Annotated in this window: 23 protein-coding genes; 5 read left to right on the forward strand and 18 right to left on the reverse strand. The window is 56.8% G+C overall.

What is annotated here, in order from left to right:
- Positions 1–68: 68 nt before the first annotated feature.
- Positions 69–1,442, reverse strand: a complete 1,374-nt coding sequence (gene dcuC / locus ABLV54_RS17035; RefSeq protein ID WP_048297043.1) for an anaerobic C4-dicarboxylate transporter DcuC — start codon at positions 1,440–1,442, stop codon at positions 69–71.
- Positions 1,443–1,777: 335 nt separating this feature from the next.
- Here dcuC and pagP point away from each other — a divergent pair, with 335 nt between their 5' ends.
- Positions 1,778–2,299 carry a lipid IV(A) palmitoyltransferase PagP gene (gene pagP, locus ABLV54_RS17040; protein WP_023288825.1) on the forward strand — a complete coding sequence of 174 codons (522 nt, stop codon included), beginning with the start codon at positions 1,778–1,780 and terminating at the stop codon, positions 2,297–2,299.
- 194 nt (positions 2,300–2,493) lie between these two features.
- Positions 2,494–2,703, forward strand: coding sequence for a transcription antiterminator/RNA stability regulator CspE (cspE, locus tag ABLV54_RS17045; protein ID WP_002439184.1), 210 nt, complete (start codon positions 2,494–2,496; stop codon positions 2,701–2,703).
- 67 nt (positions 2,704–2,770) lie between these two features.
- Here cspE and crcB read toward each other — a convergent pair whose 3' ends face one another.
- Positions 2,771–3,154, reverse strand: a complete 384-nt coding sequence (gene crcB / locus ABLV54_RS17050) for a fluoride efflux transporter CrcB (RefSeq protein WP_002894459.1) — start codon at positions 3,152–3,154, stop codon at positions 2,771–2,773.
- A gap of 89 nt (positions 3,155–3,243) precedes the next feature.
- Here crcB and ABLV54_RS17055 point away from each other — a divergent pair, with 89 nt between their 5' ends.
- Entirely contained in the window at positions 3,244–4,032 is a 789-nt protein-coding gene (locus tag ABLV54_RS17055) for a deaminated glutathione amidase (RefSeq protein WP_050532987.1), read from the forward strand.
- A 242-nt stretch (positions 4,033–4,274) separates the two neighbouring features.
- On the forward strand, positions 4,275–4,481 hold the full coding sequence (gene tatE / locus ABLV54_RS17060; protein WP_023288827.1) for a twin-arginine translocase subunit TatE: 207 nt from the start codon (positions 4,275–4,277) through the stop codon (positions 4,479–4,481).
- Positions 4,482–4,671: 190 nt separating this feature from the next.
- Here the strand turns inward: tatE and lipA are convergent, their stop codons facing one another.
- The 15 genes from lipA to leuS form a co-directional block, all read right to left on the reverse strand.
- Complete coding sequence (gene lipA / locus ABLV54_RS17065) at positions 4,672–5,637, reverse strand: lipoyl synthase (RefSeq protein ID WP_023288828.1); 966 nt, start codon at positions 5,635–5,637, stop codon at positions 4,672–4,674.
- 180 nt (positions 5,638–5,817) lie between these two features.
- Positions 5,818–6,777 (reverse strand): YbeF family transcriptional regulator, encoded by a 960-nt coding sequence (locus ABLV54_RS17070; protein WP_071997598.1) that lies wholly within the window; start codon positions 6,775–6,777, stop codon positions 5,818–5,820.
- A gap of 129 nt (positions 6,778–6,906) precedes the next feature.
- A complete protein-coding gene (gene lipB, locus ABLV54_RS17075; protein WP_023288830.1) occupies positions 6,907–7,551 on the reverse strand; it encodes a lipoyl(octanoyl) transferase LipB in 645 nt (214 codons plus the stop codon).
- Positions 7,552–7,655: 104 nt separating this feature from the next.
- A complete protein-coding gene (ybeD, locus tag ABLV54_RS17080; protein WP_002894474.1) occupies positions 7,656–7,919 on the reverse strand; it encodes a DUF493 family protein YbeD in 264 nt (87 codons plus the stop codon).
- Positions 7,920–8,031: 112 nt separating this feature from the next.
- A complete protein-coding gene (gene dacA / locus ABLV54_RS17085; RefSeq protein WP_248860985.1) occupies positions 8,032–9,231 on the reverse strand; it encodes a D-alanyl-D-alanine carboxypeptidase DacA in 1,200 nt (399 codons plus the stop codon).
- 139 nt (positions 9,232–9,370) lie between these two features.
- Positions 9,371–10,519 carry an endolytic peptidoglycan transglycosylase RlpA gene (rlpA, locus tag ABLV54_RS17090; RefSeq protein ID WP_050532986.1) on the reverse strand — a complete coding sequence of 383 codons (1,149 nt, stop codon included), beginning with the start codon at positions 10,517–10,519 and terminating at the stop codon, positions 9,371–9,373.
- Positions 10,520–10,530: 11 nt separating this feature from the next.
- Positions 10,531–11,643, reverse strand: coding sequence for a peptidoglycan glycosyltransferase MrdB (mrdB, locus tag ABLV54_RS17095; RefSeq protein WP_004885876.1), 1,113 nt, complete (start codon positions 11,641–11,643; stop codon positions 10,531–10,533).
- Positions 11,643–13,544 carry a peptidoglycan DD-transpeptidase MrdA gene (mrdA, locus tag ABLV54_RS17100; RefSeq protein WP_023288833.1) on the reverse strand — a complete coding sequence of 634 codons (1,902 nt, stop codon included), beginning with the start codon at positions 13,542–13,544 and terminating at the stop codon, positions 11,643–11,645. The genes mrdB and mrdA overlap by 1 nt, the downstream gene beginning before the upstream one ends.
- Positions 13,545–13,571: 27 nt before the next feature.
- Positions 13,572–14,039 (reverse strand): 23S rRNA (pseudouridine(1915)-N(3))-methyltransferase RlmH, encoded by a 468-nt coding sequence (rlmH, locus tag ABLV54_RS17105; RefSeq protein WP_002894620.1) that lies wholly within the window; start codon positions 14,037–14,039, stop codon positions 13,572–13,574.
- Between the two features lie 3 nt (positions 14,040–14,042).
- A complete protein-coding gene (gene rsfS, locus ABLV54_RS17110; protein ID WP_023288834.1) occupies positions 14,043–14,360 on the reverse strand; it encodes a ribosome silencing factor in 318 nt (105 codons plus the stop codon).
- A 222-nt stretch (positions 14,361–14,582) separates the two neighbouring features.
- Positions 14,583–15,212, reverse strand: a complete 630-nt coding sequence (locus ABLV54_RS17115; RefSeq protein WP_023288835.1) for an adenosylcobalamin/alpha-ribazole phosphatase — start codon at positions 15,210–15,212, stop codon at positions 14,583–14,585.
- 68 nt (positions 15,213–15,280) lie between these two features.
- Positions 15,281–15,931: a nicotinate-nucleotide adenylyltransferase gene (gene nadD, locus ABLV54_RS17120; RefSeq protein ID WP_032455122.1), complete on the reverse strand. Its 651-nt coding sequence runs from the start codon at positions 15,929–15,931 to the stop codon at positions 15,281–15,283.
- Positions 15,924–16,955 (reverse strand): DNA polymerase III subunit delta, encoded by a 1,032-nt coding sequence (gene holA / locus ABLV54_RS17125; RefSeq protein WP_049015338.1) that lies wholly within the window; start codon positions 16,953–16,955, stop codon positions 15,924–15,926. The genes nadD and holA overlap by 8 nt, the downstream gene beginning before the upstream one ends.
- A complete protein-coding gene (lptE, locus tag ABLV54_RS17130) occupies positions 16,955–17,545 on the reverse strand; it encodes an LPS assembly lipoprotein LptE (RefSeq protein WP_004885890.1) in 591 nt (196 codons plus the stop codon). Before lptE ends, holA begins: the two co-directional genes overlap by 1 nt.
- Positions 17,546–17,559: 14 nt before the next feature.
- Complete coding sequence (leuS, locus tag ABLV54_RS17135; RefSeq protein ID WP_044521615.1) at positions 17,560–20,142, reverse strand: leucine--tRNA ligase; 2,583 nt, start codon at positions 20,140–20,142, stop codon at positions 17,560–17,562.
- 226 nt (positions 20,143–20,368) lie between these two features.
- On the opposite strand from leuS, the gene ABLV54_RS17140 reads away from it, so the two are divergent.
- Entirely contained in the window at positions 20,369–20,851 is a 483-nt protein-coding gene (locus ABLV54_RS17140; protein WP_025999140.1) for a zinc ribbon-containing protein, read from the forward strand.
- A gap of 309 nt (positions 20,852–21,160) precedes the next feature.
- On the opposite strand, the gene ABLV54_RS17145 is transcribed toward ABLV54_RS17140, so the two are convergent.
- Positions 21,161–22,905: filamentous hemagglutinin N-terminal domain-containing protein (locus ABLV54_RS17145; protein ID WP_348814198.1), on the reverse strand; the 1,745-nt coding region annotated here is incomplete at its 5' end.

The following is a 22,905-nucleotide window of genomic DNA, read 5'->3' on the forward strand; positions in this document are numbered from 1 at the left end:
AAAGATAACGGGGAGTTATTAAAGCATAAAAAAGGCGCCTGCTGGCGCCTTTTCACGTGGTTAGACCATTAGCGGACCGCGCTGCCCGGGACGAGGATCTCGGTCGCGACAATCACCACCAGCAGGCCAACCATCACCGGCACCGAGGTGCGTTTGACCACTTCGAACGGGGAGATCTTCGCCATCCCGGCGACGGCCACCACCACGCCGGAGACCGGCGAGATCGTGCGGCCAAGGTTAGAGGCCTGCAGCATCGGGATCGACAGATAGGCGGGATTGATGCCGGAGGAGTGCGCCAGCTTGGGGATCATCTCGACAAAGGCGTAGAACGGGGCATTGCCGGAGCCGGTGGTCATCGCTGCCAGCATGGTCAGGATCACCAGCACCAGCATCAGAATAATACTGGCCGAGCCGAAGGAGGTGGCGATGGAGATCAGACCGTTGATGAAGCCGATGGTGCTTAATCCCTGAGCAAAAACGCCGGCGGCGACCAGCAGCATCACCACGCCGGCGAAGGCGTCAGCCATCCCGCGGTAGGCGACTTCCAGTCCGCTGAAGACGTTTTTGGTGTTGAACCCGCGCAGGAATTCGAGGATCGCCGCCAGCAGCATGCAGCCGACGAGGATGGTAATAATGTGCAGTTCCGGTCCCCATTTGCCATCAAAGATCAGTACGCCAATAATCGGGGTAAACGGCAGGATGGCGTACAGCGCCGGGGCATTGGTGGTGATCTCGTTGACGTCGAGCATTTCGTGGGAAATGTTCTCTTTCTTATCCAGGTAGCGCTGCCAGAAGAAGTGGGCGATCGCCATGCAGATGATAGCGGCGATGGAGATCGGCAGCGTGGTCTTGAAGGCAAAGTCGATCAGCGGCATTTCGGCCGCTTTTGCCGCCAGCACGACGTCACCCGAGGTAGGCGAAAGGATAATCGCCGCCGGGGAGGCGCAGATGGCCGCCGCCGCACCGCGGCTGATACCGACGTTTACCATCACCGGGAACAGCGTCGCCATCAGCAGGACGCCGAGGCCGGTCGCGGAGGAGACGGCCAGCGACATCAGGCAGGCGACAAAGTAGGCGGCAATCATCAGCAGATAGGGCGAATTGATATAGCGCAATGGCTTTGAGGCTAATTTCACCACCATATCATTGGCGCCAATATGCGTCATATAGGTGGCGAAACCGCACAGCATCATGATCATCATACCCAAATCGCCGCCACGGCTCATGAGTAGAATCTTAATGTATTCAATAATGTCAGTGGCGGAGTAACCGGTGCCCTCGGTATTGCCTGGTAAGACTTTATGACCCAGCAGGGCGCTGACGATCAGCAATATTAAGCCGCCGACGAACAGCACGCCGGTGGCTGAATAGCCCTTAATGATATAGCGGGCGACGCCCACAATGACCGCAATCCCGATCAGGATCTCAACAAACGTCAGCATTCATTTCCCCTAAGCCCAAAGAATATGTAGTTAAAAAGCGCCACACCAAATTTTAATGTGCGAATGTGCCGAAAAAACGGACGAAACTCGCTGATGCAAATCAATAAAGCGATAAGAACTACGCCCCTCCCGTCCCGCCTGGATATAATCACCAGATGGATAGTTAAGCGGTTCTGATGGTCAGTGGGCGAAAATCAGGAGTTTGCCTTATTTCGTTCAACCTGTATTGAGACTATCTTTGCTATCTTAGGTGGCTTTTAAATGAAAGTGGTAATAGAAAAGTGTTGATGTTACGTCGTTTTTCATTGTTTTCTCTTGGTTTTTTAGGATGGTTATTGGTATCCGGAAACGCCAGCGCGTCGTTTTCATCGACCCTTAGCGAAGGTTACCATACCTTAAGTAATAACGTTGCGCAGACCTGGAATGAGCCGGAGCACTATGATCTGTACGTTCCAGCCATCACCTGGCACGCGCGCTTTGCTTATGATAAGGAAAAGACGGACAAGTATAATGAACGTCCGTGGGGGGCAGGCTTCGGCGTTTCGCGCTGGGATGAGAAAGGGAACTGGCACGGCCTGTACCTGATGGCGTTTAAAGACTCTTTCAATAAGTGGGAACCCATCGGCGGCTACGGTTGGGAGAAAACCTGGCGTCCGCTGACGGACCAGAACTTCCACCTCGGTCTCGGCTATACCCTCGGGGTGACGGCGCGCGATAACTGGAACTACATCCCGATTCCGGTGATCTTGCCCTTAGCGTCAATAGGTTACGGTCCGGCAACGTTCCAGATGACCTATATTCCCGGTACCTACAATAACGGTAACGTTTACTTCGCCTGGGCTCGCATACAGTTTTAATTCGCTAAGTCTTAGCAATAAATGAGATAAGCGATGCGTCTTGTGGAAAAACAAGGACTAAAGCGTTACCCACTAAAAAAGATAGCGACTTTTATCACTTTTTAGCAAAGTTGCACTGGACAAAAGGTACCACAATTGGTGTACTGATACCCGACACAGCATTAGTGTCGATTTTTCATATAAAGGTAATTTTGATGTCTAAGATTAAAGGTAACGTTAAGTGGTTTAATGAGTCCAAAGGATTCGGTTTCATTACTCCGGAAGATGGCAGCAAAGATGTATTCGTACACTTCTCTGCAATCCAGTCCAACGGTTTCAAAACTCTGGCTGAAGGTCAGCGCGTAGAGTTCGAAATCACTAACGGTGCCAAAGGCCCTTCTGCTGCAAACGTAATCGCTCTGTAAGCAACGCGTCAGTAGAATATAAAAACCCGCTAATCAGCGGGTTTTTTTTTGCCTGTTGATTACGCCTTTAGCGGCTGGCGGCCTGCGAGAAGAGCCAGAAGGCGACAGCCGTCATGGCAAACGAGCCCAGCAAGTTCACCGCGACGTTGAGGAGCGCCCAGCTCACTCGCCCCTGCTGCAGAAGAAACACCACTTCCGCAGAGAAGGTGGAGAAGGTGGTCAACCCGCCGCAGAAACCCGTGGTGATCAGCAGTTTCCACATCGGGTCAATGCCGGTCAGTCTATTAAACCACGCCAGCCCGGCGCCGATCACAAAGGCGCCTAACAGGTTGGCAGTCAGCGTCCCAATCGGGATAGCATGGTGCACAGGATTGAGCTTCATGCCGAGCCACCAGCGCAAAACGCTGCCGGTGCCGCCGCCAATAAACACGGCGCAAAGAAGTTGAAACACGGTCGTTTCCTGCTATTTGATGTAAGAGAGTGTCAAGTGTAGCGCGCAACGGGCGCAATTGGCTATTCATAACCTGACGGGAGAAAAACATGCGGGTAGCGGCAGGGCAGTTTATCGTCACGCCAGTATGGCGGACGAATGCGCAAACTTGTGTGGCGATGATGCAGCAGGCGGCGCGTGAAGGGGCGGCGCTGCTGGTGCTGCCGGAGGCGTTGCTGGCACGTGATGACAACGACCCGGATCTGTCGGTGAAATCGGCCCAAACGCTGGATGGAGAGTTTTTACAGCTGCTGCTGGCCGAGAGCGCGCGTAACGGTCTGACGACGATCCTGACGCTGCATGTGCCGTCGGGGGAGGGGAGAGCAACCAACACGCTGGTGGTATTGCGTGAAGGGAAGATTATTGCCCATTATCACAAACTTCATTTATACGACGCCTTCGCAATGCAGGAGTCCCGGCGGGTGGATCCCGGCCGGCAAATCCCGCCGGTGATTGAAGTGGCGGGTTTCCGCGTTGGCCTGATGACCTGTTACGATCTGCGTTTTCCGGAGCTGGCGCTGTCGCTGGCGCTGAACGGGGCGCAGCTGCTGGTGCTGCCCACCGCATGGGTGAAAGGGCCGCAAAAAGAGCATCACTGGGCGACGCTGCTGGCGGCGCGCGCGCTGGACACGACCTGCTACGTCGTGGCGGCAGGCGAATGCGGGACGCGTAACATCGGGCAGAGCCGCATCGTCGATCCGCTGGGGACCACCGTGGCGGGCGCGGGGAGCGAGCCGCAGCTGATCTATGCCGATATATCCGCAGACTACCTTGCGCGGGTTCGCGAGCGTTTGCCGGTGCTGCAGAACCGACGGTTTGCGCCACCGCAATTATTGTGACGTTTTTTTAAACAAGGCTTGATTCACCTTGTTACAGATTGCTATTGTGTCCGCGCGCCAAATACCCGTATTGTTTATCCCAATAATTCGCTGTGCACGTCAGGACGGACACCCCAGCGCTCGCTCCCGGAGGGGAGGCCTCGGGCTGAATCACGCAGCCCACGCACAGGTGGATTACAATATGACGGATAAATGCGTGTATGATGGCGTATTCGCAGCTTGTATAGAGAAGAAGGTTAGCTATGGGTGAGATTAGTATTACCAAACTGCTGGTAGTCGCAGCACTGATTATCTTAGTGTTTGGTACCAAGAAATTACGTACGCTGGGCGGCGACCTGGGATCGGCTATCAAGGGCTTTAAAAAAGCCATGAACGAAGATGACGATAGCGCGAAAAAAACCACCGCTGAAGACGAAGCACCGGCGCAGAAGCTCTCTCATAAAGAGTAATTCTCCGGCTGCGTCCCCTGGCGGGATGCGGGTGGTACGGCGAAGAGGCCGCGACGTTTGACGTTGCGGCCTTTGTCGTTTTTGTCGACGCCGCGCAGGAAAGATGCAACTAACTGTTACGGGAAGGCGAAGCGAATGAAGCGGAGAGCGCCGCTGCGCCAGGACGTGACGCAGCGGGAGAAGCGGCAGGTTATTTAACTTCCATCCCTTTAGCCTGCAGGTCGGCGTGATAGGAAGAGCGAACGAAGGGGCCGCAGGCGGCGTGGGTGAAGCCCATCGCCATGGCTTCCGCTTTCATCTCTTCAAACTCTTCCGGGCTAACGTAACGCTGCACTGGCAGGTGGTGACGGCTCGGCTGCAGATACTGGCCTAACGTCAGCATGGTGACGCCATGACGGCGCAGGTCGCGCATGACTTCGATGATCTCGTCGTTGGTTTCGCCCAGGCCCACCATCAGGCCGGATTTTGTCGGGATCTCCGGGTGCGCTTCTTTGAAACGCTCCAGCAGCTTCAGCGACCAGTTGTAATCCGCGCCCGGACGCACCTGACGATAGAGGCGCGGTACGTTTTCGAGGTTGTGGTTGAAGACGTCCGGCGGGGTCACCGTCAGAATATCCAGGGCGCGATCCATGCGGCCGCGGAAATCCGGGACCAGCGTTTCGATTTTAATCGTCGGGTTTTTCTCGCGAATGGCGCTGATGCAGTCGGCAAAATGCTGTGCGCCGCCATCGCGCAGGTCGTCACGGTCCACCGAAGTGACCACCACGTAGCGCAGCCCCATATCGGCGATAGTTTGCGCCAGCTTCTGTGGCTCGTTCGCATCTGGCGCGACCGGGCGGCCATGCGCCACGTCGCAGAATGGGCAACGGCGGGTACAGATCGCGCCGAGGATCATAAAGGTCGCGGTACCGTGGTTGAAGCACTCTGCAAGGTTCGGGCAGGAGGCCTCTTCGCACACGGAGTGCAGGCCGTTCTTACGCATCGCTGCTTTGATTCCCTGGATACGGGACGAGTCTGCCGGAAGTTTGATTTTCATCCATTCCGGTTTTCTGAGCAGAGCTTCACGCTCAGTTGCCACGTTCTTCACCGGGATAAGGGCCATTTTATCGGCGTCGCGGTACTTAACACCGCGTTCCATCACAATGGGTTTACTCATAGCGTGCGTGTTCCAGTTGCGAGTCACGAAGGAAAGCGAATTAATTCAATGAAATGTTGCAATTATCAACTATTTTTGAATCAAGAGCAGGCAGTATACCATTGAAAAGGGGCAGAAAGCAGCCTGCCTGCCCGGCAAATTGTAAAATAGTTGTTGTTTTATCCTTTTCCCTTCCGTGCGCTACGCCTTAAACGCCTGGATCACGGTCTCAATGATCTCTTTCAGCAATGGCTCTTTCCCGCTCTGCTTATTGAAGTGCAGCGCAACATCAATCTGCTCTTCCCGCAGGGAGGGAAAGTCCAGGGTCTGCAGCGGCCAGAGACGGGATACCATGGCGAACAGGCGCTCGGTGGTCAGCCCCAGCATGTCGCTCTCGGCGATCATTGCCGCCTGCGTTAGCAGGTTGAAGGTGCTGAAACCGCAGCGGCGCTCGCCCATCTCCTCCTGCAGCCGACGGTGCAGCGTAGGGTAGCGCTGGCCTTCCGGCAGCAGCAGCGCAAACTCGTATTGTGCAAGGGCGGATTCATCCTGCGGACCGTCCAGCGCGGGATGCCCAGCGCGGCAGTACATCTGCACCCGTTCCTGATACAGCACGTGATGGCTTATCGCCTGGCCGCTGTGCAGATGGGTATCAATCAACAAATCCACCTGGCGCTGGTCAAGCTGCCGCGCGGCGTCGGTGAGGGCGATGTTGTGCAGCAGGATCTGCGGAAAGACCGGCTTCAGCGCGCTGGCCAGGCCAGGCATCAGCAGCGCCCCCATGGCTGGCGTGGTGGCGATAGTGATCACCCGCTGCTGGTGCGGGCTGCCGGTGATATCCAGCGCGCTGAGGAAAGCCTCCATACCGCGGCTGATGTACTGGTGAAGATGGGTGGCATAGGCGGTGGGCGTTACGCCCTGGCCTTTACGGATAAACAGCGGATCGGGGAACAGCGCCCGCAGTTTGTTTATTGACTGGCTAATGGCCGACGGCGTGATATTGAGTATCTTCGCGGCATTGACGATACCTTTGTGTACGTACACGGCTTCGAAGATGGTTAACAGATTAAGGTCAATATTACGCAGGATGCGAAACATCTGACGGTCGTAACGTTCGTCCTGTCGGTCAGGAGATTCTGACGGCGGCGTATTCTCTGGCACGCGATGAGTCCGGTTGGGAATGATAGGCCAAGTATAGCGGCCCACCGCGTTGCCGTGCGTGACAATTGATTGCAAAAATAATGTGTTACTCGTTCAGCACCCCGCCGTCAGCGGGGCGCTGGTCTGCCCTTAACCCTGAGGAAGGTATTCGTGCGGGGGATTGTTCAGCAGCGCCAGCAGATGGGCGACCAGCCGCGGAGCGACCGTCTCCGGAGTGGCTTCCGGCTGCCACTGGCGCATTTGCGTCATCTCCATACCGGCATAGCCGCAGGGGTTGATACGCAGAAACGGCGTCAGATCCATCGCGATATTGAGCGCCAGGCCGTGGAAAGAGCAGCCTTTACGGATCCGCAGCCCCAGAGAGCATATTTTGCGATCGCCGACGTAGACGCCAGGGGCGTCGGCGCGGGGGTGCGACTCAATACCGTATTCGGCAAGGGTATTGACGACCGTTTGCTCCAGCAGCGTCACCAGTTCACGTACGCCCAGCTTGCGGCGCTTGAGGTTCAACAGGACGTACATTACCTGCTGTCCCGGGCCGTGATAGGTTACCTGGCCGCCGCGATCGCTCTGGATCACCGGAATATCACCGGGCACCAGCAGGTGTTCCGCTTTGCCGGCCTGACCCTGGGTGAAGACCGGGTGATGTTCCACCAGCCAGATCTCATCGAGGGTGTCTTCATCACGGGCGTCGGTAAATTCATGCATCGCCTGCGAGACGGGTTCGTAAGGTTGCAGGCCTAGCTGCCGGATTAGAATTTTATTGTGCTGCAAAACAATATCTCCGCCGGGAAGAGAGAATTCAGGTCGGGGAGTATATCACAGCCGTGCGGAAGGGAATGAGAAGACCCGGCACGGCGGCCGGGTCAGGGAAAAGGTTACAGCACCATCCGAACGATATCGATATTGCCTAACTCTTCGTACAGCGTTTCCACTTGTTCAATGTGAGTGGCGTTGATGGTGATGGAGACCGAGTGGTAGTTACCTTTGCTGCTCGGTTTTACTGACGGCGAGTAATCACCAGGCGCATGGCGCTGTACCACTTCCACCACCTGATCAACCAGCTCAGGCAACGCCTGCCCCATTACTTTGTAAGTAAATGGCGTAGGGAATTCAAGCAGTTCGTTAAGTTTGGTTTTCATGTCAGCTCCGGTGTTACGACAAAATAATAACTCCCACCAAGGGCGGGAGTTATCAGGTTACTTGGATGAATAGTATATGGGGATGGAAATCACACTTTCAAGTGTTCGATTTTTAACCAAACCAGTGGTGGAACATTAATTTAATGTAATCAATAATTTTACCGAAGAAATTACCTTCCGGAATTTCCTGCAGCACCACCAGCGGGCGCTGGTCAATGGTTTTACCATCCAGCTGGAAGTTAATGGTGCCGACGACCTGGTTTTTCTGCAGCGGGGCGTGCAGCTCAGTGTTATTCAGCACGTAGCTGGCTTTCAGATCTTTCATCCGGCCGCGCGGGATGGTCAGGTAGACGTCTTTATCCACCCCCAGCGAAGCGCGATCGCTGTCGCCGAACCAGGCCGGTTCGGAAGCAAACTCTTTGCCGGCTTTAATTGGGTTGACGGTTTCGAAGAAGCGGAAGCCCCAGGTCAGCAGTTTTTTGCTTTCCGACTCACGCCCTTTGAACGTCCGGCCGCCCATTACCGCCGAGATCAGACGCATCTGCCCTTCGGTGGCGGAAGCGACAAGGTTGTAGCCCGCTTTGTCGGTGTGGCCGGTTTTGATGCCGTCGACGTTCAGGCTGTTATCCCACAGCAGGCCATTACGGTTCAGCTGGCGGATCCCGTTGAAAGTGAACTCTTTCTCACGATAGATGGAGTACTCGTTCGGCACGTCGCGGATCAGCGCCTGGCCAATCAGCGCCATGTCGCGCGCTGAGCTGAACTGACCGTCAGCATCGAGGCCGTGAACAGTCTGGAAATGGGTGTTTTTCAGGCCGAGGGCGTTGACGTAGTTGTTCATCAGGCTGACGAAGGCGTCCTGGCTGCCGGCGACATAGTCGGCCATCGCCACGCAGGCATCGTTACCGGACTGCAGGTTGATACCGCGGATCAGCTGGGAAACCGGCACCTGCATCCCCGGCTTGAGGAACATCAGGGAAGAGCCTTTGAATACCGGGTTGCCGGTGGCCCAGGCGTCGTTGCCGACGGTGACCAGATCGGACTCTTTGAATTTGCCCGTTTTCATCGCCTGACCGATAACATAGCTGGTCATCATTTTGGTCAGACTGGCCGGGTCGCGGCGGGAGTCGGCGTTGTTTTCAGCCAGCACCTTGCCAGAGTTGTAATCGATAAGGATCCAGGATTCGGCGTCAATCTGCGGGGCGCCTGGGATCATCGTTTTGATATTCAGGTCATCGGCGCGGGCAGCGGAGGAGAGCGCTGCAACGGAGAGCGCCGTGATGAGTAAACGAGCGGTGAAAGAGGTCTTCATGGTCAGAACAACGGCATCCGTGATGGAGTTAAAAAAAGTGCCTTACTATAGCAAATGCTCTGCGGGCCAGCATCCGACATTGCGCATGAGTTTGTTAATGACTTTTACATGCGCAAGGTAAACGGGCTGCCCGCGGCCTTTAGTTGGCGCGAGTAATAAAGGACTGCAGTTGCGCTTCGCTTTGCAGGCGCTGCTGAACGGCGCTGGCCTGCGTCTTGTCGGCAAACGGCCCCAGCTGAATACGCCACACCGCGCCGTTTTGCATGACCCGGCCTGGCACAGAGAACTGCTGGCTCAGACGCTGCTGATACTGCTGCGCCCGCGCCTGGTCGCTCACTGCGCCCACCTGCACGACAAAGCTACCGCTGGCGCTGGAGGCGGCGGAAGACGAAGCGGCAACGGCGCCGGCGGCTGCGGCGGTGGCCGCTGCGGGCGCGACGCTACCCTGGATGGAGCCGGGCGCGGTCACCGGCGCTGCTGGCGTGGCGCCGGCGGCAGGTGCCGTCGCGGCGGCGGCTGCGGGTTCGCTGCTCTCCAGCACGCCGCTGTTCAGCGGCGTCGGGGCGCCGAGAAAACCGCCGCTGTTCACCGGTGCGCCAACGCTGTCTTCCGGCTTCAGCGTGCTGTTGCTGATCGGGCGAACGTCAGTGGGCGCGGGCTGGCTCATGCCAGCGGCGTCACCGCCGTCCAGATTCGGACGGGCGGGCAGGGCGTAAGTCTGTTTGGCGACGGTGGTACAAGCCATTCCCGGGCCGGAAAGCGAACCGTCAGGCGCGACGATGATCGGGTCGATACGCACTTTGGTGTTATTCGAGGTGTTCAGGCGGTCGGCGGACGCGCGGGAGAGCGAGATAACCCGATCGTTGCCGTAGGGACCGCGATCGTTAATCCGCACGACGATCATGCGCCCGTTGGCGAGGTTGGTGATCCGCGCATAGCTTGGGATCGGCAGCGTCGGGTGCGCCGCGGTCAACTGCGTCGGGTCGAAGGTTTCACCGCTGGCGGTCAGGTTGCTGTTGGGTTCCGCGTCATAGATCGCCGCGAAACCGGCCTGAGTAAAGTTTGCCGGATCCTGGACGATGTTGTAGCGCTTACCGTCGCGCTCATAATCCTGATTCGCCGTCGCGTTCGGCGTTTCATACTGCGGATCGGCGCCGCTGATCTCAACCGTCGGGCCATTACAGACGGCCGGCTGTGGAGTACTGACCGTCTTTTGTTGCACGTCATCACTCGAACATGCCGCCAGCAGCCCCGCTGCTATGCAGATCCCCAGCCATTGCTTACGCATTGCGAACCCCTTTAAACGCTTTTCGACAACATTTTTCTGTGGGTATGGATCGACATCACGATACCAAACCCGGCCATCAATACGATCAGGGCGGAGCCCCCGTAGCTCACCAGCGGCAACGGTACGCCCACCACCGGTAAAATACCACTCACCATACCAATATTTACGAAGACATAAACGAATAAAATCAACATTAAACCACCGGCCATGACCCGGCCAAAGGTGGTCTGCGCCTGGGCGGCGATCCACAGTCCGCGCATGATCAGCAGAATATAGAGCGCCAGCAGGATCAGTACGCCAATCAGGCCCAGCTCTTCGGCGAGAACGGCGAAGATAAAGTCGGTATGGCGTTCCGGCAGAAACTCCAGCTGCGACTGGGTGCCGTGCAGCCAGCCTTTGCCGCGCAGACCGCCGGAGCCAATGGCAATTTTAGACTGAATAATGTGATACCCCGCGCCCAGCGGGTCGGTTTCCGGATCGAGCAGCATCATCACGCGCTGGCGCTGATAGTCGTGCATCAGGAAGAACCACAAAATCGGGATAAAGGCGGCGACCAGCACCACCGCAATGCCGATCAGGCGCCAGCTGAGGCCGGAGAGGAACAGTACAAACAGACCGGAGAGGGCGATCAGAATCGAGGTCCCGAGGTCAGGCTGCGCCGCCACCAGCAGCGTCGGCAGGAAGATCAGCACCAGGGCAATACCGGTATTCTTCAGCGAAGGCGGGCAGACGTCGCGGTTAATAAAGCGCGCCACCATCAGCGGCACGGCGATTTTTGCAATCTCCGACGGCTGAAAGCGGACGATACCGAGATCCAGCCAGCGCTGCGCCCCTTTGGAGATGGCGCCGAAGGCGTCGACGGCCACCAGCAGAATAATACAGAAAATATAGAGGTAGGGCGCCCAGCCCTCATAGACCCGCGGCGGGATCTGCGCCATGACGATCATGATCACCACGCCCATGGCGATCTGGCCGATTTTACGCTCCATCATGCCGACGTCCTGACCGCTGGCGCTCCAGATAACCAGCGCGCTGTAGGTCAGCAGCGCCAGCAGGATCAACACCATAGTGGGGTCAAGATGGATCTTATCCCACAGCGATTTTTTGTTCGGATTATCCGTCATTATTGATCCTCCCCTGCGGTTACCGCTGGGTTTTCGCTTGGCAGCGTGGTGTTGTTATCGCCCAGCATGATGTGATCGAGGATTTGGCGCATAATCGTACCGACCGCCGGGCCGGCACCGCCGTTTTCCAGGATCATCGCCACGGCAACCTGCGGGTTGTTATAAGGCGCAAACGCCGTCATCAGTTTATGGTCACGCAGACGCTCAGAGATTCGGTGCGCGTTATAGGTTTCGTTGGCCTTCAGGCCGAACACCTGGGCGGTACCGGACTTGGCCGCGATTTTATACGGCGCGCTGGCGAAATATTTGTGCGCGGTGCCGTTGCCGCGGTTGGCCACGCCGAACATGCCGTCTTTGGCGATTTCCCAGTAGCCGGAATGGATGTCGCCTACCGGCGGCTCATGAGGCTGGACCCACGGAACGGGCTTGCCGTCTTCCACGGTGCTTTGCAGCAGGTGCGGTACTTTCACCACCCCGTCGTTAATCAGGATCATCAGCGCTTTGTTCATCTGGATCGGCGTGGCGGTCCAGTAACCCTGGCCGATGCCCACCGGAATGGTGTCCCCCTGGTACCAGGGTTTCTTAAAGCGTTTGAGCTTCCATTCGCGGGTCGGCATGTTGCCCGAGCGCTCTTCGGCGAGGTCGATACCGGTATAGTGGCCGTAGCCGAACTTGCTCATCCACTCCGAGAGGCGATCGATGCCCATGTCATAGGCGACCTGATAGAAATAGGTATCCGCGGACTCCTCCAGCGCTTTGGTGACGTTCAGATGGCCGTGGCCCCATTTTTTCCAGTCACGATAGCGTTTTTCCGAGCCGGGCAGCTGCCACCAGCCCGGGTCGAACAGGCTGGTATTGCGCGTGATCACCCCGGCGCTCAGCGCCGAGACGGCGACGTACGGTTTGACCGTCGATGCCGGCGGATAGACCCCTTGCGTCGCACGGTTGACCAGCGGCGTGTTGGGATCGTTGAGCAGGCCGGAGTAATCTTTGCTGGAGATGCCGTCGACGAACAGGTTCGGGTCGTAGCTCGGCGTCGAAACCAGCGCCAGAATGGCGCCGGTACGCGGGTCGGTGACCACCACCGCGGCGCGGCTGCCGGCCAGCAGCGTTTCGATATACTGCTGTAGCTTGAGGTCGAGGGTGAGGTAGATGTCGCGTCCGGCCTGCGGAGGCACCTCTTTGAGCTGACGAATAACGCGGCCGCGGTTGTTCACTTCAACCTCTTCGTAGCCGGTCTGACCGTGCAGGACGTCCTCGTAATAACGCTCAATACCCAGCTTACCGATGTCATGGGTCGAGGCGTAGTTGGCCAGTTTGCCCTCTTTATCGAGGCGGTCGACGTCTTTATCGTTAATTTTCGACACGTAGCCGATGACGTGCGTCAGCGCCGAGTTATAGGGGTAGTAACGGCGCTTGTAGCCTTTGACTTCCACGCCGGGAAAGCGGTACTGGTTGACGGCAAAGCGGGCCACCTGCACTTCGCTGAGGTTGACCTTGACCGGAATCGAGGTAAAACGATGGGAGCGGGCGCGCTCCTTTTTGAAACCGGCGATATCATCGTCGGTTAAATCGACGACGTCGCGTAGCGCATCCAGCGTCTGTTGCACGTTATCGACTTTCTCCGGCATCATCTCCAGCTGATAAATGGTGCGGTTAAGCGCCAGCGGGGTGCCGTTGCGATCGTAAATAATGCCGCGGCTCGGCGGGATCGGCACCAGCTTGATGCGGTTTTCGTTCGAGCGCGTCTGATAGTCGTCGAAGCGAACGATTTGCACATTGTACAGGTTGGCGATCAGAACGCCGGTAAGCAGCAAAATCCCCAAAAAAGCGACCAGCGCCCGGCGCACGAACAGCGAGGATTCAGCCGTATAGTCGCGGAAAGAATTCTGTAATTTCATTCGCTGCTCAGTCTACCCTGATCATCATTACTCACGGTGGTACGGATGGTTGGTGGTAATGCTCCACGCCCGATACAGGCTCTCGGCCACCAGTACGCGCACCAGCGGGTGAGGTAAGGTGAGGGTGGAGAGCGACCAACTCTGTTCCGCCGCTGCTTTACAGGCTGGAGAGAGGCCTTCCGGGCCGCCGACCAGCAAACTGACGTCGCGCCCGTCCTGTTTCCAGCGTTCCAGTTCGCGCGCCAGCTGCGGCGTATCCCATGGTTTACCCGGAATATCCAGGGTCACGATGCGGTTTTTACCGGCAGCGGCTAACATCATCTCGCCCTCTTTTTCGAGGATGCGCTTGATATCAGCGTTCTTGCCGCGCTTACCGGCAGGGATCTCCACCAGTTCGAACGGCATATCTTTGGGAAAACGGCGCAGATACTCGCTAAAGCCGGTCTGTACCCAGTCCGGCATTTTGGTGCCAACGGCCACCAGCTGCAACTTCACGCATTAACTCCAGAGTTTTTCCAGCTCGTACAGACGACGGCTCTCTTCCTGCATGACGTGAACCATCACGTCGCCGAGGTCGACGACGATCCAGTCGGCGGCGGCTTCCCCTTCAACGCCCAGCGGCAGCAAGCCGGCGGCGCGGGATTCCTGGACCACGTGGTCGGCGATGGACATCACATGACGCGTGGAGGTGCCGGTGCAGATAATCATGCAATCGGTGATGCTGGATTTGCCATGTACATCAATGGCAACGATGTCCTGACCTTTCAGGTCATCAATTTTGTCGATAACAAAATCCTGGAGTGCTTTACCCTGCAAGTGTTCCCCCTGGGTGCGTGAAGATTGATAATCATAAAGAGCCTGACAGTATACCTGAACTAATGAAAAAGTCGGGTGAAATGTCTGTCGGCGGGCGTTCGCGGCGGAGTATCATCCCATCCCTCGCCGAGGATTGCATCGCCATTTTTGTAAAACAATTTCTGCAAACCTGCTTTGGCGGATGCTGCCTGGCAGCGGAGAATAGCAGCCTGCTCTGGCCTGTCAATGGTTCGGCGGGAATTCTTCTTGCGGCTGCCAGACGGCCTGGCTATTTAATACCCGCAGGGTGGTGAAATCGTCGCGAATGTCGAGGAGACTCCAGGCGCCATGGGCTATCGGAAAGTGCCACATCGCCGCGGCGGGCATCTGCAACAGCAGGGCGGTCAGCAGGCTCAGGACGCCCTGATGGCCGACGATCAGCAGGTGGTCAAGATGGCGGCAGTCGGTCAGCGTGGGGGTAAATTCGCTGACGCGGCGGGCAAAACGCTGAAAGCTTTCGCCGTTGGTCGGGGCCGCGTGCTGCCAGTCAGCGCACCATGCGGCATAGTTTTCCGCATCTTCTCGCTGGAGGTCGCGATGATGGCGCATCTCCCAGTCGCCGAAAAACATCTCATTGAGCGCGGCATGGCATTCGCGCGGGATAGCGCGATCGCCAAGCAGCAGATCGGCCGTTGTCCCGGTCCGCGCCAGCTCGCTGCAGAAGACTTTATCGAAAGGCACCGCGCGCAGTCGTTCACCGAGCGCTCGCGCCTGAGCGACGCCGCGCGGCGTCAGGGGCGTGGGAGCGTGGCCGCTATATAACCCGGCAACGTTAGCTTCGGTTTCGCCATGGCGAACTAACCACAATTTCATGAACAGGCTCTGGGCGTTGGAGAGGTGGCGTTACGATAGCGCTTTTTTTGCGCCAGGCCCAGCCCGGGTCAGCAATAGAGACCCTGCTCGCGGATGTAGTCCAGCACCGCGGCCGGCAGCATCTCGGCGCAGGACTCGCCGCGCTCAAGGCGCTGGCGAATGATCGTCGCCGAAATATCGAACCACGGGGTCTCAGCCAGGTAGATCACGCCGGAAGGGCGGTGATGCAAAGACTCCACGTCGTGGGTTAAATGGCGATCCAGCCAGCGCTGATCGGCCTCATGGGCCATGGTCAGCGGGTAACCCGGCCGGCGGCAGACAATCAGGTGGACATTGTCGAGGATGGTTTCATAGTTATGCCAGGTGGGAAAGGTGAGCAGCGAATCCTGGCCAATGATAAACGCCAGCGGCTTGTGCGGCCCCTGCTCCTGGCGCCACTCCTGCAGCGTTTGCGCCGTCCAGGAGGGGGTATCGCGCCGCAGTTCGCGTTCATCGAGCGTGAACAGCGGCTTATCGGCAATCGCCAGCTTCAGCATGTGCACGCGCTGGGCGCTGGTGGCTTCCGGCTGGGGACGATGCGGCGGGACGTTATTAGGCATGATGATGACCTTGCTCAGGCCAATCTGATTCGCCAGGATCTCGACCGGCTTGAGGTGACCATAATGCACCGGATCGAAGGTGCCGCCATAGATTGCCTGTAAGTGAGTCATATCAACCATCAATAAAAACGTCCGCCAGGGCTTTGTGGCAGAGCAACAACGAAAGACTTTCCAGTTCGGGCCAGACGTCGTACCCGTAATCCTGTTTAAAGGTCAGTTCCGCGCGGGTCAGAAGGGTCACCGCCTGGCGCAGCTGTTCGCCGCTGAGTCGGGCGAGGGCGTCGCTGAGCAGCTGACGGCGGTTTTGCCAGACCCGATGTTTATCAAACAGCGAACGCAGCGGCGTCTGCGCCGACTGGCGCTTGAGGGTGACCAGCAGCAGCAGCTCCCGCTGTAGCGTACGCAGCAGGATCGCCGGCTCGCAGCCTTCAAGACGGAGCTGCTGCAGAACGTGCAGCACGCGCTTACTTTTGCCTGCCAGTAGGGCATCGACCCAATGGTAAGGGGTAAAGTGCGCGGCATCGTTCACTGCCTGCTCAACGCGGGGCAGGGTCAGCTTACCGTCCGGCCAGAGCAGCGCCAGACGCTCCAGCGCCTGCGCCAGCGCCAGCAGATTGCCTTCGTAACAGTAGCACAGCAGCTGGCTGGCCGCGTCGTCGAGCTGCAGCTGATGCTGCTTGGCCCGCGCGGCAAGCCAGCGCGGCAGTTGCGCGTATTCCGGCGTCTGGCAGCTGACCTGGACGGCGCGCTGAGCCAGCGCGGTGAGCCACGCGGCATTCTCCTGGGCTTTAGTCAACTTACTGCCGCGAACGATCAGCAGCAGGTCGTCGTGCAGAAGACCGGCCAGCGTCGCCAGCTGTTCGTTGATCGCCGCGTTGGGGCCGTTTTCCGGCAGGATCAACAGCAGGGTTTGCCGGCTGGCAAACAGGCTCATCGCCTGGCTTAAGGCGAAAAGCGCCTGCCAGTCGGTGCTGCTATCGATAGTGAAGGTGTGGTGTTCGGTAAAGCCCTGCGCGGCAGCGGCTTCGCGAATAGCGTCCTGGCTTTCCTGCAACAGCAGAGGATCGTTGCCAAGCAGCAGATAGGCCGCGCGCAGCCCTTCAGTGAGCTGCGCGCGGAGCTGTTCCGGGTACAACCGAATCATCATTGACCCAGCGTGGTGGAGACGCGGTTACCCGAGGACGCCGGCGCGGTGCTGCCCGCGACCGGTTTTTCTTCCTGCTGGGTGGCTTCAACATCCGCTACCTGAACGCTTGGCAGTTTACGAATCAGCTGTTCCGCCGCTTTATCGTACATTTCCTGGATAATCATATCCTGCTCGGCGTCTTTGGCTAGCGCCGCCTGCGGGTTATCAAAGAACGAACGATAGACCTTGGTGGTTATCGGATAGATATCGTGACCCGGGATCAGGACGCTGGCATGAACGGTCATGACCATCTGATATTCCGCCGTACGACCGTCCTGGAACACCGATGCCGTATCTTTCTGAATCGACGATCCATCGAGGCGCAGAGAAGGGACATCTTTACGCAGCGTGCTGGCGTCGATCAGTTCCACGCCGTTAAGACGCAGCTGATTACGCACCGCGCGGCTTAACGGCCCGTTCGGATCGCTCGACTGGAAGATCATGGTTTTCATGGTGGTGGGCACCTTGGTAGTGCTACGCAGATGCCAGCCACAGCCGGCGGTGGCAAGCACCGCCAGAGATAACAACATTGTTACCAGATATCGCACGCTTCCTCCCGCGCTTAGCCAACGACCAGATTGAGCAGTTTACCCGGAACGTAAATCACTTTACGCACGGTTTTGCCGTCGAGATACTTCGCCACCAGATGCTCCTGGCCGGCGCGCTCGCGGACCTGTTCTTCAGTTGCGTCTACCGCAACGGTAATTTTACCACGAACTTTGCCGTTGACCTGGACGACGACGAGGGTGCTGTCTTCCACCATCGCGCTTTCATCTGCCACCGGCCACGGCGCGTTGTCGATATCGCCTTCACCGTTCAGCTCACGCCACAGGGTGAAGCTGGCGTGCGGGGTGAACGGGTTGAGCATACGCACGACCGCCAGCAGGGCTTCCTGCATCAGAGCGCGATCCTGCTCATCTTCCTGCGGCGCTTTCGCCAGCTTGTTCATCAGCTCCATAATCGCCGCGATGGCGGTGTTGAAGGTCTGACGACGACCGATGTCATCGGTCACTTTGGCGATGGTTTTGTGGATATCGCGACGCAGCGCTTTCTGATCTTCACTCAGCGCCGCCACGTTCAGGGCCGCAACGTCCCCTTTGGTGGTGTGTTCGTAGACCAGCTTCCAGACGCGTTTCAGGAAGCGGTTCGCCCCTTCGACGCCAGATTCCTGCCACTCGAGGGTCATATCCGCCGGGGAGGCGAACATCATGAACAGACGCACGGTATCCGCGCCGTAGCGCTCAACCATGACCTGCGGGTCGATGCCGTTGTTTTTCGACTTGGACATCTTGCTCATGCCGGTGTACACCAGCTCGTGGCCCGCCGCGTCTTTCGCTTTCACGATACGGCCTTTTTCGTCACGTTCGACGATGGCGTCAACCGGGGAGACCCAGTTACGTTCGCCGTTTTCGCCTACGTAGTAGAAAGCGTCAGCCAGCACCATGCCCTGGCACAGCAACTGTTTCGCCGGCTCATCGGAGTTGACCATGCCCGCGTCGCGCATCAGCTTGTGGAAGAAGCGGAAGTAGAGCAGGTGCATGATCGCGTGTTCGATACCGCCGATGTAGATATCGACCGGCAGCCAGTAGTTGGCCGCTTGCGAATCCAGCATCCCTTCCTGATACTGCGGGCAGGTGTAGCGCGCATAGTACCAGGAGGACTCCATAAAGGTGTCAAAGGTGTCGGTTTCGCGCAGCGCCGGCTGGCCGTTAACCGTGGTCTTGGCCCATTCAGGATCGGCTTTGATCGGGCTGGTGATGCCGTCCATGACCACGTCTTCCGGCAGGATCACCGGCAGCTGATCTTCCGGGGTCGGCAGCACGGTGCCGTCTTCCAGGGTGACCATCGGGATCGGCGCGCCCCAGTAGCGCTGACGGGACACGCCCCAGTCGCGCAGGCGGTAGTTAATTTTACGTTCGCCGACGCCCATGGCTGCCAGTTTGTCGGCAATGGCGTTGAAGCCCGCTTCATAATCGAGGCCGCTGAACTCGCCGGAGTTAAACAGGACGCCTTTCTCGGTCAGCGCCTGCTCCGAGAGATCTGGCTCAGAACCGTCGGCGGCGAGGATCACCGGCTTGATGTTCAGCCCGTATTTGCTGGCGAACTCGTAGTCGCGCTGGTCGTGACCCGGAACGGCCATCACCGCGCCGGTGCCGTACTCCATCAGCACGAAGTTAGCCGCCCATACCGGAATTTCTTCGCCGGTCAGCGGGTGGATAGCTTTAAAGCCGGTATCGACGCCTTTTTTCTCCATCGTCGCCATGTCGGCTTCCGCCACTTTGGTGTTGCGGCATTCGTCGATGAAGGTGGCCAGCGCCGGATTGTTGGCCGCAGCTTGCTGCGCCAGCGGGTGACCCGCAGCGACCGCCAGGTAGGTACAGCCCATAAAGGTGTCCGGGCGGGTGGTGTAGACGGTCAGCTTGTCGGCGTAATGGTTAACGTCAAAGGAGATTTCCACCCCTTCAGAACGGCCGATCCAGTTGCGCTGCATGGTCTTCACGGTGTCCGGCCAGTGGTCCAGCTTATCCAGATCGTTCAACAGCTCATCGGCGTAGGCGGTGATTTTAATAAACCATTGCGGGATCTCTTTACGCTCGACTTTGGTGTCGCAGCGCCAGCAGCAGCCGTCGATAACCTGCTCGTTGGCCAGTACGGTCTGGTCGTTCGGGCACCAGTTCACCGCGGAGGTTTTTTTGTACACCAGGCCTTTTTTGTACAGCTCGGTGAAGAACTTCTGCTCCCAGCGGTAGTATTCCGGGGTGCAGGTCGCCAGCTCGCGGCTCCAGTCATAGCCGAAGCCCAGCATTTTGAGCTGGTTTTTCATGTAGGCGATGTTGTCGTAGGTCCACGGCGCTGGCGCGGTGTTGTTTTTTACCGCCGCGCCTTCCGCAGGCAGACCGAACGCATCCCAGCCAATCGGCTGCAGGACGTTTTTACCCAGCATGCGCTGATAGCGGGCAATCACGTCGCCGATGGTGTAGTTACGCACGTGACCCATGTGTAGTCGACCAGAAGGATAAGGAAGCATCGACAGGCAGTAATACTTCTCTTTGCTCTCGTCTTCAGTTACTTCAAATGTACGATTTTCGTCCCAGTGAAGCTGGACTTTCGATTCTATCTCTTCCGGGCGGTATTGCTCTTGCATGGCAGCCAGTGGTCCTGTTTTCAATACAGCTACAAAATGTAGCCAATGGATGTGTTATTTCAGATCGGCATAGCATAGCCCAAACGCCAACGTCAAAACAGCTTTTCGCACATCAACATCGGCAAAAGCTGGGCAGATTATTTCGCGAGTCTGTGGCTTGTCAGACACAGCGGGAGAGGAATAAGGTCTATTATCAGAAGACGTTAACCACACCGGAGGCGAAATGATGAACAAGGTAGCTCAATATTACCGTGAACTGGTCTCCTCGCTCAGCGAACGGCTCCGCCATGGAGAACGCGATATTGACGCGCTGGTGACGCAGGCACGCGATAAAATTGTCCGCGCCGGCGATCTGACGCAGAGCGAGATTGAGTCGGTGATAGCCGCGGTCAAGCGCGATCTTGAGGAGTTTGCCCGCAGCTATGAAGAGAGTCATGAAGACGAGAGCGACAGCGTGTTTATGCGGGTGATCAAAGAGAGCCTGTGGCAGGAACTGGCCGATATCACTGACAAAACCCAGCTTGAGTGGCGGGAGGTTTTTCAGGATCTGAATCACCACGGCGTATACCACAGCGGCGAAGTGGTCGGTTTAGGTAACCTGGTGTGTGAGAAGTGTCACTATCACCTGGCGGTGTATACCCCGGATGTGCTACCGCGCTGTCCGAAGTGCGGCCACGATCAGTTCCAGCGTCGCCCGTTTGAGCCCTGATCGATCGGGCCCGGTGCTGAATGATTGCGCCGGGCCGGTGAAAAAATAATTAATGATAAATCTAATGGGGCAATATAAACCTTATAGATTTATTGGTGTTATGCTCATATTTTTTACACCGCCACGGATTATCGTGGAGCATAACGCGCAGCGTATCGCAGCCAGCTCAGCGTATGATATTGACCAAATTAATTTGGAATAAGATGCGCGGTGCGCTTGCTAATGGGGCGTGGGCGCTGTCTGATAGCAAGGCTATATCATTTGCAGAGACTCATCGGCGATGCGCTGTCGCCAGCGCATCGCTTATTGTCAACGAATAGTATTTATTTCTGCCTGTTTATACTGCTGGCGACCACCCATGTCAGAGGCGTAGTTATGGTAAGAATTGACCACTAACTTATCAGCAGAAAGAGAACCTGCATTACAAATTGAAAGGTTCAGGAAACCGCAGCGGTAGCCACCATTTTTAACATACCGGGTGGTCATCGTCAGGGAACCATCCGCCTTAATCGTTTTATAGTTGGTGATGTCAGCGGTTTGTTGCGTATACAGAGTCATGTCCCCGCTACTCATCATTTGACCCTCATTAAGTATGCCGTTATTCGCGGTGATGTTGACAGCATTCCCGTCGATCGTTGCCCTGTTCCGCAGGTAGTTACTCTCGATGCTCAGCGTGTCGCCGTAAATATAATAAGTATTATCGATCACATCGCCTTTAATCGACAGGGAATGTTGACCAACAATATTCCCCTCCTGATCCAGATTACCGTTAGTCACTATGGATACATCATTACCTTCAATGCGACCTTTGTTATATATCTTCCCCGAAGTGATGTTGTCATCCTTTTTAGCTTGCACGGTCAGGCTGGAGTTAGCCCGGATGTTGCCGGTGACGTTAAGCGTATTGCCGCTGAAAGCAATGTTTGTGACATCGCCCAGGATTGAGCCGCCGTTATCGATATTGACGGCGGACACGGCTAACTGGCCATCGGTGTCGATATAGGACCCATAGCGAGTAGTGAGATTGCCCCCGCTGGCTACGGATAGCATCTGAGTTCCCCTCAAAGTACCCGCGTTAACGAGATCGCCGGTAGCATTTACGCCAAGTGTTTTGCTGCTGGCAATAGTGCCTTCATTGTTTAATGTCCCCAAACTGGACAACGCCGTAGCGTAAGCGGTGCTATTGATGGTACCTTTATTTTTCATATCCCCTGCAGACACCATATTAGCGACAAGGCCGTTCACGTTGATGGCGCCCTCATTAATCAGAGAACCATAGCTCGTCATCATAAGCATAGAGTTTGCGCTAATAACGCCTTTATTACGCACGCCGAGGCCTAAGGTATTCCCCACCATACTGATGCTATTGGCCTTGATACCGCCTAGATTGCTGATATCAATACTATATTCCGGTATGAGCATCTGCATGACCGTAGCCGTTTTCCCATGGTTTGCTATCTCTCCGGTAGCGTTATTATATGTGAAGTTACCCGCGCTGAGGGCGGTGCTGGCGGCGTTCAGGGTACCGTTAATCGCAATGGCATCCGCAAGCAAGATCGCATAGTTTGAGGAGGCGTTCATGCCTTTATCACCGATGGTGATTTTACCTTGCGTGACCGTATAGCTATCAATCGCGCCGGTGTCGCTCAGATTGACCTGGCCTGTCGTCAGCACTGCTTTGTTAGTATTAATAAAACTGCATCCGGAGCAGGAGATACCGTTAGGGTTGGCGATAACGACATCGGCTTTTTGTCCGTTAACCTCGATAAAGCCCTGCAGGTTACTCATTTTATTGGAGGTCACTTCATTTAAAATGACGGAAGCGCTGCCGTTGGTCAGATTGTTATTCTTTGCGATATTACCGTGAGTTTCGTGATTAACGTCACTGGCACTATTGTTTAATATGGTGCCGTTAGGGCCGACGTTAAATTCGCGATATAAGTTATGCGAGACGCCAGCGGCGTTAGGGGCTTCGATATCAATAACATTTGCCCCTGATTTGGCTTTGTTGAATAAATCAGATTTCGGGTAAGTCTCCCCCGTAGCGGGTTGTG

It is taken from the genome of Klebsiella sp. JB_Kp042 (assembly GCF_040065275.1).
GTDB lineage: Bacteria > Pseudomonadota > Gammaproteobacteria > Enterobacterales > Enterobacteriaceae > Klebsiella > Klebsiella quasipneumoniae.